This window comes from Streptomyces sp. NPDC002817 (genome assembly GCF_053592055.1).
This window is the reverse complement of record NZ_JBSFUY010000004.1, coordinates 34141-46424: the sequence shown is the minus strand read 5'-3', so window position 1 is coordinate 46424 and position 12284 is coordinate 34141. Positions and strand designations below refer to the sequence as shown.

The 12284-nt window shown below is 70.8% G+C and carries 10 protein-coding genes; 1 reads left to right on the top strand and 9 read right to left on the bottom strand.

Annotated features, from left to right (window positions below; all coding sequences use genetic code 11):
* Positions 1-191 precede the first annotated feature (191 nt).
* The 7 genes from ACWD3I_RS09170 to ACWD3I_RS09140 all read right to left on the bottom strand — a co-directional run bounded on the left by ACWD3I_RS09170 (position 192) and on the right by ACWD3I_RS09140 (position 7857).
* Positions 192-1319 carry a lipid II:glycine glycyltransferase FemX gene (locus ACWD3I_RS09170; RefSeq protein WP_365402795.1) on the bottom strand — a complete coding sequence of 376 codons (1128 nt, stop codon included), beginning with the start codon at positions 1317-1319 and terminating at the stop codon, positions 192-194.
* 101 nt (positions 1320-1420) lie between these two features.
* Positions 1421-1768, bottom strand: coding sequence for an STAS domain-containing protein (locus ACWD3I_RS09165; RefSeq protein ID WP_365402791.1), 348 nt, complete (start codon positions 1766-1768; stop codon positions 1421-1423).
* A 294-nt stretch (positions 1769-2062) separates the two neighbouring features.
* On the bottom strand, positions 2063-2602 hold the full coding sequence (locus ACWD3I_RS09160) for a carboxymuconolactone decarboxylase family protein (RefSeq protein ID WP_365402788.1): 540 nt from the start codon (positions 2600-2602) through the stop codon (positions 2063-2065).
* Between the two features lie 20 nt (positions 2603-2622).
* Entirely contained in the window at positions 2623-3141 is a 519-nt protein-coding gene (locus tag ACWD3I_RS09155) for a DUF4240 domain-containing protein (protein ID WP_365402844.1), read from the bottom strand.
* Between the two features lie 56 nt (positions 3142-3197).
* Positions 3198-4175, bottom strand: coding sequence for a helix-turn-helix transcriptional regulator (locus ACWD3I_RS09150; RefSeq protein ID WP_365402785.1), 978 nt, complete (start codon positions 4173-4175; stop codon positions 3198-3200).
* Between the two features lie 63 nt (positions 4176-4238).
* Positions 4239-6944, bottom strand: coding sequence for a pyruvate dehydrogenase (acetyl-transferring), homodimeric type (gene aceE / locus ACWD3I_RS09145; RefSeq protein ID WP_365402782.1), 2706 nt, complete (start codon positions 6942-6944; stop codon positions 4239-4241).
* 283 nt (positions 6945-7227) lie between these two features.
* Entirely contained in the window at positions 7228-7857 is a 630-nt protein-coding gene (locus ACWD3I_RS09140; RefSeq protein ID WP_365402779.1) for a GntR family transcriptional regulator, read from the bottom strand.
* Between the two features lie 285 nt (positions 7858-8142).
* On the opposite strand from ACWD3I_RS09140, the gene ACWD3I_RS09135 reads away from it, so the two are divergent.
* Positions 8143-8808, top strand: a complete 666-nt coding sequence (locus ACWD3I_RS09135) for a hypothetical protein (RefSeq protein WP_365402776.1) — start codon at positions 8143-8145, stop codon at positions 8806-8808.
* A gap of 63 nt (positions 8809-8871) precedes the next feature.
* Here the strand turns inward: ACWD3I_RS09135 and sucB are convergent, their stop codons facing one another.
* Together sucB and lpdA are read right to left on the bottom strand one after the other, a co-directional pair.
* On the bottom strand, positions 8872-10665 hold the full coding sequence (gene sucB / locus ACWD3I_RS09130) for a 2-oxoglutarate dehydrogenase, E2 component, dihydrolipoamide succinyltransferase (RefSeq protein ID WP_365402773.1): 1794 nt from the start codon (positions 10663-10665) through the stop codon (positions 8872-8874).
* Between the two features lie 67 nt (positions 10666-10732).
* On the bottom strand, positions 10733-12121 hold the full coding sequence (gene lpdA / locus ACWD3I_RS09125) for a dihydrolipoyl dehydrogenase (protein ID WP_365402770.1): 1389 nt from the start codon (positions 12119-12121) through the stop codon (positions 10733-10735).
* Between the last annotated feature and the right edge of the window lie 163 nt (positions 12122-12284).

Sequence of the window (12284 nt, the reverse complement as noted above, 5' to 3'; positions counted from 1 at the left end):
GGAGCGGCCTCCCGACGACGGGCGACCGGGTGGCGTTGCCGCAGCGCGGCTTCTCCGCCCCCGGCGACCGGACGATTCCGCCGTGGGGTGACGCTCCGGCGCCGGACAGCCGCGTCCCCGGGCCGCAGGCGGGCCGCCCACCGTCCGAGCAGCCGCCCCGGCCCACGCCATGAGCGGCGTCACCGACCGGCTCACCGGCGCCCGAGATACGCCCGCAAAGCCCGCTGGAGCACCTTCCCCTGGCTGCCCACGGGCCGCTCCCACTCGCCGAGGTACTCCACGGCGTAGCCGCCCGCGCCCGTCTTGAAGCGCAGGCGGCCCAGCAGCCGGTCGTCGGTGAGGGCGGGGGTGATGGACCGCAGGTCGTACGTCTCGCAGCCCGCCGACCGCGCGTCGTTCATCATCCGCCACAACAGGGCGCTGCTGGGCCGCAGTTGACGCCCCTGTCGCCCGGACGCGGCGTAGGAGTGCCATGCGCACGAGCCGACGTTGATCATGAGCGCGGCGGAGAGCACGATGCCGTCGTACTCGGCGAGATAGAGCCGTACCCGGTCGTCGTCCTCGGCGTTCAGGGCCTTCCACATACGGCGGAAGTAGTCCAGCGGCCGGGCCTTGAAGCCGTCGTGCGCGGCGGTCGAGACGTACAGCCGGTGGAAGTCGGGCAGGTCCGACGCCGAGCCCCAGGAGACCCGGACCCCGGCCCCCTCCGCCGTACTCAACGACTGCTCCCAGTGCGGGGCGAGGCCCTCCCGCAGATCGTCCGCCGTGCGCCCCTCGAGCGGGACGAGGCACCCGTAACGCGGCTGACCGAGCCCGAAGCCGTTCCCGTCGCCCTCCGCGCACCGCCGCCATCCGAGCCGCCCCAGCCGCTCGGCCGCGTCCAGCGCGTATCCGTCGATGGCGGCCGCGGGCAGGTCGTTGAGATGGCCTACGGCGGGGTCGGCGATCCCCGTCGCGACGGTCCCCGGGTCCCACTGCCGTACGACGACCGGCGGCCCGATCCGCACCGAGAACGCCCCGCGTGCCTCCAGATGGGCGACGAGCGGGTCCAGCCAGCGCTCCAGCCGGGGGTCCCGCCAGTCGATCCCGGGCCCGTCGGGGAGGTATGCCAGGAAGCGCCGCGTCCCGGGCAGCGGCCGGTACAGCACCAGTGCCGCCGCGACCAGCGCCTCGTCCTCGAACCAACCGACGCTCTCCGCCCGCCAGTCCGGCTTCGCATCGCCCCACTCGGGGATCTGGAGATGGCTCGCGTCCGGATGCAGCCGCAAGTGGGCGAGATGTTCCTCGCGCGATATCTCCCGCACGTCCGGGCTGGTCATGGGCAGGGTGCTCCTGTTCGGGGCCGCCACGGTACGCCGGGGATCACGGCACTGGTCAAGAGTTCAAAGGTGAACCTTCCGGACGCGTCCCGTGACGTCGGTCACCGGATCGCCCGCAACGCCTCGGTCAGCCGGGGGTGGACCTCCAGGTGCCGGTCGGCGGCGGTGAGGTACAGGACGCGGCGGGTGAGCGGGTGCGGGGCGACGACGAGGAGCCTGACCGTCACCGAGTCGGCGAGGTCCCGTACGTCCTCCAGTACGTCGACACCGGCCGAGGTCAGACACGGATCGCGCAGGTCGACGACGACGGTGCTCGCCTCCTGGCCACGGGCGCGCAGCAGTTGGCGTACGAGGGAGGTACGTATGTGTTCGGCGCTGGCGATGTCGATGACCTCGTCCACCCCGACCACCAGGACATGGTCGAGGGCGCGGAAGACCGGCAGTGGCACGATCGGCTCCTGAGCGGGGTTCAGCCGGGGGAACGGCCGCTGCCTGACCAGTCCTCACCACCGAAGGTAGCCGACGGGCGCCTCTCGGTGGGGCCGTTCGGCACCGAAGCCCGAGCCCGCCGACCGTGCCCCGTCCCCTGCTCCTTCGAGCCCCCGCGCGAGGCGACGGACCGTCATCCTGGGCCACCTCTTCCCCGCCGAACTGGCCGAGGGGACCTCGGTGTTCGAGGGCATCAGACCCAGGCGTACATCCCGACGGACACGACCCGCCGGCGCGTGACCGCGGTCTGAGCCTCACACGGGTCCGTCGCCCGTCAGGCCGAGGAACTGCTCCCCGGACGGATCGACGTCCACCCCGAGGCCGTTCATGAGGCCCGCCAGCATGACGTAGTAGCCGACCGTCGTGACGATCTCGACGACCTGGCGATCGGTGAAGGAGGCGCGGAGAGCCGTCAACCCGTCCTCGGACAGGGTGTGTCGGGAGACGAGCTCGAAGGCCGCCGCGACCGCCGCCGACTCCGCCGGGTCGAACTCCGGCCCGCTGGAGCGCAGTTCGGCGATGGTCGTCAACTGGGCGGCCGACACACCGGAGTTGAGCGCGATCGGCCGGTGCTGCGCGGCTTCGTACGCGCACTCCGTACCGGCGGCCACCGCCATGATCACCAGCTCGCGAAGCCGGACCGGCAGCGTCGACTCGAGCAGGACCGCCAGGCCCAGGTCGATCGCCGTGTCCGTGAGCGGCGGTGCGTGGGAGAGCATGCGGAAGGCGTTGAGCGGCACGGGAAGCTTCGCCACACCGTCGGCGGGATGTTCCGGATACGGGATTCGAGCCATGGTTCCCCCTGAAGTAGACGTCAGCCCCTGAACCGCTCCCACAGCTTCGGATACCGCTCCGACAACACCCGCTCGCTCTCGAAGTCGACCGGCGCCCCCTCCGGCTCGGGCGGCGCGGGCGGGATTCCGAGGTCGGGGGCGACGACGCCGGTGAGCTGTTCGTACGCCTCGTCGGCGGCGTACCCCAGCTCCTCCCCGTCGCCGTCGATCTCCTCGTCGAAGTCGTCCAGGAGGTCGGACAGCGAGTCGGGGGCGTGCACGGCACCCTCGTACACCTCGCGGCCCTGTCCGATCAGCCAGCAGCGGAAGAAGTCGAAGGCGTCGTCGCTGGCCCCGTCGAGCAGGACCCAGGCCGCGCCCCACAGGTCCCAGGTGTACGCACGGTTGTAGCGGGCCTCGAAGTGACGGGCGAAGTCCAGGACCATGTCGGGGTCCATCTGGAGGAGCCGGTCGATGAGAAGGTCCGCCTGCTCCTCGGGGTCGCCCTCGGCGGCCCCACGGGCGGCATCCACCAGCTCCCAGAACTCCGTCTCGTCCATCACGGGTCCAGCATCGGCCCTGGACGGGTGAGGCGCACGTGGAGTGCGGCGGATTGTTATGTCCCGTACAGACCGGCCAGACGGCGCGCGGCCTCCGCGAAACACGCCCGCAGACCCTCCGGAGCCAGCACCTCCACCTCCGGGCCCAGCGACAGCAACTGCGTACGGGCGACCTTCTCCGACTCCACGGAGACCGTCACGGTCACCCAGCCGTCCTCGTCCGGCGCCCCCGCCCGCTCCAGCGCCTCCCCGGTGGAGACCCGGTCGGCCAGGGCGTACGGCAGCCGGCGCACCCCGTCCGGTGACAGCCGTACGACGACCTCGGCCCGCAGGATCGACCGCGCGAACCGCTCCGCCTGGTCCTCCCAGAAGGCGGGGAGATCGAACTCCTCGTCGCGTTCGAAGCGGTCCGCCGAGGGCTCCACCGTCGCGAACCGGTCGATCCGGTACACCCGGAAGGAGCCGGGGTCGGGAATCCGCGCGCACAGATACCAGACCCCCGCCTTCAGTACGAGCCCGTAGGGCTCCAGCTCCCGCTCGACCTCCTCCGCCCCCTTGCGATAGCGGGCGGTGACCCGCCGGTCGTCCCACACCGCGTCGGCGATCGCGGGCAGCAACTCGGGAGTCTTCGGCTCGCTCCACCAGTTCGGGGCGTCCAGATGGAAGCGCTGGGACGCCGTCTTCGAGGCGTCCCGGAGCGAGGGGAGCAGTGCCGCGGAAACCTTCAGACGGGCGGCCGAGGCGGCGTCCTCCAGACCCATCTCGCGCAGCGCCCCGGGCACACCGGACAGGAACAGCGCCTCCGCCTCACCCCGCGCCAGCCCGGTCAGCCGGGTCCGGTACCCGCCGATCAGCCGGTAGCCCCCGGCCCGTCCCCGGTCCGCGTACACCGGAACCCCGGCCTCCGACAGCGCCTGCGCATCCCGGGTGATCGTCCGCTCGGACACCTCCAGCTCCCGCGCCAGCTCGGCGGCGGTCATGGAGGGCCGGGACTGGAGGAGCAGGACCATCTTGATGAGGCGGGCGGCACGCATACAGCCCATGATGCAACGAGGCCCCCGCCGAAGCGGGGGCCCCATCACACAACCACCACAGACCTACAGGCCGTACTTCTCGCGCGCTTCCTTCACCGCCGTCGCCTTGACCTCGCCGCGCCTGGCGAGCTGGGCCAGGGCCGCGACCACGATGGACTCGGCGTCGACGCCGAAGTGGCGACGGGCCCCCTCGCGGGTGTCCGAGAGGCCGAAGCCGTCGGCACCGAGCGACGAGTAGTCCTGCTCGACCCACTGCGCGATCTGGTCCGGGACCTGGCGCATGTAGTCGGAGACCGCCAGCACCGGGCCCTCGGCGCCGTGCAGCGTCTGACGGACGTACGGCACCCGCTCCTCGCCGCGCAGAAGAGCCGCGTCGGCCTCCAGCGCGTCGCGGCGCAGCTCGGTCCAGGAGGTCGCGGACCACACGTCGGCGGCCACACCCCACTCCTCGGCCAGCAGCTTCTGCGCCTTGAGGGCCCAGTGGATCGCCGTGCCGGAGCTCAGCAGCTGGATGCGCGGGGCGTTCGCCGCGGCCACGTCGAGGCCCGCCGACTCCGCCGTGTTGAAGCGGTACAGGCCCTTGACGATGCCCTCGTCGATGCCGGGCCCGGAGGGCTTGGCCGGCTGGGGCATGGGCTCGTTGTAGACCGTGAGGTAGTAGAAGACGTTCGGGTCCTCGCCCGGGGCCGCCTCGCCGTACATCCGGCGCAGACCGTCCTTGACGATCGCCGCGACCTCGTACGCGAACGCCGGGTCGTACGTCAGGGAGGCCGGGTTCGTCGCCGCGATCACCGGCGAGTGACCGTCCGCGTGCTGCAGACCCTCGCCCGTCAGTGTCGTACGGCCCGCCGTCGCACCCACCAGGAAGCCGCGGCCCAGCTGGTCGCCGAGCTGCCACATCTGGTCGGCCGTGCGCTGCCAGCCGAACATCGAGTAGAAGATGTAGAACGGGATCATCGCTTCGCCGTGCGTGGAGTACGCGGTGGACGCGGCGATGAAGTCGGCCATCGAACCGGCCTCGGTGATCCCCTCGTTGAGGATCTGGCCGTTCTTGGCCTCCTTGTAGTACATCAGCTGGTCACGGTCGACCGGCTCGTACGTCTGGCCCTTGGGGGAGTAGATGCCCAGGGACGGGAAGAGGCTCTCCATGCCGAAGGTGCGCGCCTCGTCGGGGACGATCGGCACCCAGCGCCTGCCCGTCTCCTTGTCGCGGACCAGGTCCTTGATCAGGCGGACGAAGGCCATGGTGGTGGCCACGTTCTGGGAGCCGGAGCCCTTGTCGAAGGAGGCGAAGGCCTTCTCGGCGGGGGCCGGCAGCGGGGCGAGCGCGTGCGTACGACGGGCCGGGGCGGGACCGCCGAGAGCGGCGCGGCGCTCCTGGAGGTAGCGGACCTCGGGGGAGTCGGAGCCCGGGTGGCCGTAGGGGACCACGCCGTCGACGAACGCGCTGTCCGAGATCGGCAGCTCCAGCAGGTCGCGCATCGTCTTGAACTCGTCCACCGAGAGCTTCTTCATCTGGTGGTTGGCGTTCTTCGACGCGAAGCCCTCGCCGAGCGTGTGGCCCTTGACGGTCTGGGCCAGGATGACGGTCGGCGCGCCCTTGAACTCCACCGCCGCCTTGTAGGCCGCGTAGACCTTGCGCGCCTCGTGGCCACCGCGGGAGAGGTGGAAGCACTCGAGGATCTTGTCGTCGCTCAGCAGCTTCGCCATCTCGGCGAGCGCCGGGTCCTTGCCGAAGAAGTCCTCGCGGATGTAGGCCGCGCCACGGGTCTGGTACGTCTGGACCTGCGCGTCCGGTACCTCGCGGAGCCGTCGTACGAGCGCACCCGTGGTGTCGAGCTGGAACAGCTCGTCCCAGGCCGTGCCCCACAGCGTCTTGATGACGTTCCAGCCGGCGCCGCGGAACTGGGCCTCCAGCTCCTGCACGATCTTGAAGTTCGCGCGGACCGGGCCGTCGAGGCGCTGGAGGTTGCAGTTGATGACGAAGGTGAGGTTGTCGAGACCCTCACGGCTCGCGAGTGCGAGTGCCGCCGTCGACTCGGGCTCGTCCATCTCGCCGTCGCCGAGGAAGGCCCAGACGTGGGAGGCGGAGACGTCCTTGATGCCGCGGTTGGTCAGGTAGCGGTTGAAGCGCGCCTGATAGATCGCGGAGAGCGGGCCCAGCCCCATGGAGACGGTCGGGAACTCCCACAGCCAGGGCAGCCGGCGCGGGTGCGGGTAGGACGGCAGACCGTTGCCCCCCGACTCCCGGCGGAAGTTGTCGAGCTGGTCCTCGTTCAGCCGGCCGTCGAGGAAGGCGCGGGCGTAGATGCCGGGAGAGGCGTGGCCCTGGATGTAGAGCTGGTCGCCGGAACCGTCGGCTTCCTTGCCCTTGAAGAAGTGGTTGAAGCCGGTCTCGTAGAGCCAGGCCGCGGAGGCGAAGGTGGCGATGTGGCCGCCGACGCCGTATTTGGAGCCACGGGTGACCATCGCGGCCGCGTTCCAGCGGTTCCACGCGGTGATCTTCCGCTCGATCTCCTCGTCACCGGGCGCCGAGGGCTCGGTGCCGGTGGGGATGGTGTTGACGTAGTCCGTCTCGAGCAGCTTGGGCAGCGCGATGCCGTTGCCCTCCGCGCGCTCCAGCGTGCGGCGCATCAGGTACGCGGCACGGTGCGGGCCGGCAGCCTTGGCGACCGCGTCCAGTGAGGCCTGCCATTCGGCGGTCTCCTCGGGGTCACGGTCCGGGAGCTGGTCGAGCTCGCTCGGCTGGATGGCGTTGGGGTCGGTCATGTCGCCGCCTTCCTCAGTCGAAGGGGGTTCCCTCATCGGTAAGGGTTCGGGGGTGTGCCCTAGGTCTTTGGCAGGACAGGGCTCAAGCCTCGGTGAAGGCCAGTCAGCCTCGGTAGAGGCCCGTCGGCGACTTTAACTCCCTGATCGATGATCGATCAAAGGGTTGAAGGGCAAAACCTCTCGATTGCGAGAAAGTAGGCACGGGGTGCCTCGGACGGAGACACCGGGTGCCGTGTTTTCTGGCGGTTTTCGCAGGTGGGGGTACGTATGAGCGGGGTCCCGCTCAGGGCTCGTGGCGCGGTGCGCAGCCCAGGACGTGGGCCTTGACGAGTTCGGCGATACGGGGATCCCGGCGCCGGAACGCCTGCACGAGCTCCTCGTGCTCCTCCGCGTACGACTGCTGGACCGTGCCCAGCCAGCGGATCGACAGGGCCGTGAAGACCTCGATGCCGAGCCCCTCCCAGGTGTGCAGGAGGACGGAGTTGCCGGCCGCGCGGACCATCTCCCGGTGGAAGCCCACCGTGTGCCGCACCTGTCCCGTGCCGTCGGACGCGCGGTCGGCCTCGTAGAGCGCGGCGACATGCGGCTCGAGCGCCGAGCAGTCCTGCGCCAGCCGCTCCGCCGCCAGCTCCGCCGCGATCGCCTCCAGACCGGCCCGGACCGGGTAGCTCTCCTCCAGGTCGGCCGCCGTCAGGTTCCGCACCCGCACGCCCTTGTTCGGCGCCGACTCGATCAGCCGCAGCGACTCCAGCTCGCGCAGCGCCTCCCGCACGGGGGTCTGACTGACCTCCAGCTCGGTGGCGATCCGTCGCTCCACGATCCGCTCGCCCGGCTTCCAGCGACCGCTGACGATCCCTTCCACGATGTGCTCGCGGATCTGTTCGCGCAGCGAGTGGACGACGGGCGCGGTCATGAGTGCTCCTTAGGGAGGGGCCGCCCATCGGCCCCGGGGGCGTTTGACGTTTAGACAATAAGGCCGCACGCGCTTTCCCGAGGGGCGCACGGGGGCGCTTTCATGCAGGTGAGACGAGACTTACACGCTCCACAGGGCGGCTCACCCTGTAAAGACCCGTACCGGGTACGGCCCGGAGCGGTCACCACCGTGTCACCACCGGAACCCTGTGAGCCCCCGCCCCGTCGCGGTCGGCGTGGGAGTGCCCGCCAGGGGCGCCCCCTGCACCAACCATCGGGGGATGGCATGAACGACCAAGGACGACGCGGAGCCCTCCGCTGGACGGCCGCGGCGGCCGTGATCGGCACGGTCCTGGGCGTGGCGGGCTGCCAGCAGACGTCCACCCGGGCGGTGGCGAAGCCCCAGGCCTCGGAAGCGATCACCGGCAAGGCGGCCTCCGGTTCCTCCGGTGGCGCCTGCGTCTTCATCAAGCCCGACGGCGCCCAGAAGTTCGGCCACGTCGGCTGGGGCTTCCGCGTCGCGGGGACCAACCGCTGGGTGTACGGCGCGGTGGAGAACCCGAGCGGCAAGCTGTACACGCCTCCCGGCGGCAACATCGGTGCGTGGCACGCGGAAGGGTCGTACGACCGCATGCTCAGCGAGATGTCCCGCGACGCCCACTACCCCGGCAACTCCGAGCACCCGTACAGCCGTTACCGCTGCACGAAGTCCTCGACGCACGACACGAACGCCGCCCGCGCGATGATCCGCACGGTCGAGTCCCGCGGCTTCCTCGTCGGCCTCGACCCGAAGACCGGTGAGCTCACCTCCCGGGACTGCCTGGACGCGACGTACGACGTCCTGAAGGCGTACCGCACGAAGGGACTCACACGCGCCGACAAGCTGTCCGTCCCGAACGTGTGGGTCGAGCTGCTGTGGGGCTGGTCGGACAAGCGGCTGACGCCCCGGTGACACGACGGTGCCCCGTCCGGAAAGCTCCGGGCGGGGCACCGTACAGGCACTGCTTCCTGAGACCTACAGGCCGAGCTCGACCTCGAACTCGCCCGCCTCCAGGATCGCCTTGACCGCGGTCAGGTAGCGGGCCGCGTCGGCGCCGTCCACCAGACGGTGGTCGTAGGAGAGGGTCAGGTAGGTCATGTCGCGGACGGCGATGACCGTACCCTCTTCGGTCTCCAGGACGGCCGGGCGCTTGACGGTGGCGCCGATGCCGAGGATCGCGACCTGGCCCGGCGGCACGATGATCGTGTCGAAGAGCGCACCGCGCGAACCGGTGTTGGAGATGGTGAAGGTCGCGCCGGACAGCTCGTCGGGCGTGATCTTGTTGGCGCGGACCTTGCCGGCCAGCTCTGCCGTGGCCTTCGCGATGCCGGCGATGTTGAGGTCGCCCGCGTGCTTGATGACCGGGGTCATCAGGCCCTTCTCGGAGTCCACCGCGATACCGATGTTCTCGGTGTCGAAGTAGGTGATCGTGCCTTCGCCCTCGTTGATCTTGGCGTTGATGGGCGCGTGCGCCTTCAGCGCCTGGGCCGCGGCCTTGACGAAGAACGGCATCGGGGAGAGCTTGACGCCCTCACGGGCGGCGAAGGAGTCCTTCGCCCGGCCGCGGAGCTTCATCAGACGCGTGACGTCGACCTCGACGACCGAGGAGAGCTGCGCCTGCTCGTGCAGCGCCTTGACCATGTTGTCGCCGATGACCTTGCGGATGCGCGGCATCTTGACGGTCTGGCCACGGAGCGGCGAGGCCTCCAGCGTCGGCGCCTTCTTGGCGGCGGAGGCGGCCGGGGCGGCAGCGGCGGGAGCCGGAGCAGCGGCGGCGGCCTTCGCGGCCTCGGCGGCGGCGATGACGTCCTGCTTGCGGATACGACCGCCGACGCCGGTGCCCTTGACGGCGGCCAGGTCGACACCGTTCTCGGCGGCGAGCTTGCGCACCAGCGGGGTCACGTAGGCGCCGTCGTCACCCGCGGTGGCGGCGGGCGCGGCCGGAGCGGCGGCGACCGGAGCCGGAGCGGCCGGCGCGGGGGCCACGGGGGCCGGAGCCGGGGCAGCGGCGACCGGGGCCGGCGGAGCCACGGGCGCGGCGGGGGCCGGAGCCGGGGCCGGCGGGGCCACGGGGGCCGGAGCCGGGGCAGCGGCGGTCGGGGTCGGGGCCGGAGCGGCGGGAGCCGGGGCAGCGGCCGGAGCCGCACCCGGGGCACCGATGACGGCCAGCTTGGCGCCGACCTCAGCGGTCTCGTCCTCGCCGACCGTGATCTCCAGCAGCACACCCGAGGTGGGCGCCGGGATCTCGGTGTCGACCTTGTCCGTGGAGACCTCGAGCAGCGGCTCGTCGGCCTCGACGGAGTCGCCGACCGACTTCAGCCAGCGGGTGACGGTGCCCTCGGTGACGGACTCGCCGAGCGCGGGCAGGACGACGTCCGTGCCCTCGGCGGAGCCGCCGCCGGTGGCGGCCTCGGCGGTGGGAGCGGGCGCCGGAGCGGCCTGCTCGGTGGAGGGGGCCGCGGCGGCCGGCTCCGGAGCCGCGGCGGGCTCGGGCTCGGCGGCGGGGGCCGGGGCGGCAGCGGGCGCGCCCGAGCCGTCGTCGATGACGGCCAGTTCGGCGCCGACCTCGACCGTCTCGTCCTCGGCGACCTTGATGGAGGCCAGGATGCCGGCGGCGGGGGAGGGGATCTCGGTGTCGACCTTGTCGGTCGAGACCTCGAGCAGCGGCTCGTCGGCCTCTACTCGCTCACCCTCGGCCTTCAGCCAGCGGGTGACAGTGCCCTCGGTGACGCTCTCGCCGAGCGCCGGAAGGGTTACGGAAACCGCCATGGTTTCGGTTGCTCCTTACGAATTGCGGAAGTCTGTGTCGTCGCGAAGTCGCTTCGTCGACCGAGGGTCAGTCGTGAGCGTGCAGCGGCTTGCCGGCCAGTGCCAGGTGGGCCTCGCCCAGCGCCTCGTTCTGCGTCGGGTGGGCGTGGATGAGCTGGGCGACCTCGGCCGGCAGCGCCTCCCAGTTGTAGATCAGCTGGGCTTCGCCGACCTGCTCGCCCATGCGGTCGCCGACCATGTGGACGCCGACCACGGCACCGTCCTTCACCTGGACGAGCTTGATCTCGCCCGCGGTGTTCAGGATCTTGCTCTTGCCGTTGCCCGCCAGGTTGTACTTCAGAGCGACGACCTTGTCCGCACCGTAGATCTCCTTGGCCTTGGCCTCGGTGATACCGACGGAGGCGACCTCCGGGTGGCAGTAGGTCACGCGGGGGACACCGTCGTAGTCGATCGGGACGGCCTTGAGACCGGCCAGACGCTCCGCCACCAGGATGCCCTCGGCGAAGCCGACGTGCGCGAGCTGGAGGGTCGGGACCAGGTCGCCGACGGCGGAGATGGTGGGGACGTTCGTCCGCATGTACTCGTCGACCAGGACATAGCCGCGGTCCATCGCGACGCCCTGCTCCTCGTAACCGAGACCGGCGGAGACCGGGCCACGGCCGACGGCGACGAGCAGGAGCTCGGCCTCGAACTCCTTGCCGTCGGCGAGGGTGACCTTGACGCCGTCGGCGGTGTACTCGGCCTTCGAGAAGAAGATGCCCAGGTTGAACTTGATGCCGCGCTTGCGGAACGCGCGCTCAAGAAGCTTGGAGGAGTTCTCGTCCTCGAGCGGGGCGAGGTGCTTGAGACCCTCGATGATCGTGATGTCGGTGCCGAAGGACTTCCAGGCGGAGGCGAACTCGACGCCGATGACACCGCCGCCGAGGACGATGGCCGACTTCGGCACGCGGTCCAGGACGAGGGCGTGGTCCGAGGAGATGATGCGGTTGCCGTCGATCTCCAGGCCCGGCAGCGACTTCGGCACGGAGCCGGTCGCGAGGAGGACGTGGCGGCCCTGGATGCGCTGGCCGTTCACGTCGACCGAGGTGGGGGAGGACAGCCGGCCCTCACCCTCGATGTACGTCACCTTGCGGGAGGCGACCAGACCCTGCAGGCCCTTGTAGAGCCCGGAGATCACGCCGTCCTTGTACTTGTGGACCCCGGCGATGTCGATGCCCTCGAAGGTGGCCTTCACGCCGAACTGCTCGCTCTCGCGGGCCTGGTCGGCGATCTCGCCCGCGTGCAGCAGGGCCTTGGTGGGGATGCACCCTCGGTGCAGGCAGGTACCGCCGACCTTGTCCTTCTCGATCAGGGCGACGTCAAGCCCCAGCTGCGCCCCGCGCAGGGCCGCGGCGTAACCGCCACTACCACCGCCGAGGATCACTAGGTCGAAAACGGTGCTGGCGTCGTTCGCCACGTCACGTCCTCCATGCATGTGCGCCGTACGCCGGTCTCCTGTGACCGCGCGGCGGCTGGTGTCCGGCCGCTCTTTCTTCGGCCCTGTGGTGGGGGCCCTGTCCTGCCGAGTGCCATCTTCGCACTTGTCGGAGGAGAACGAGACGCCGGGCCGGGGTGTGAGA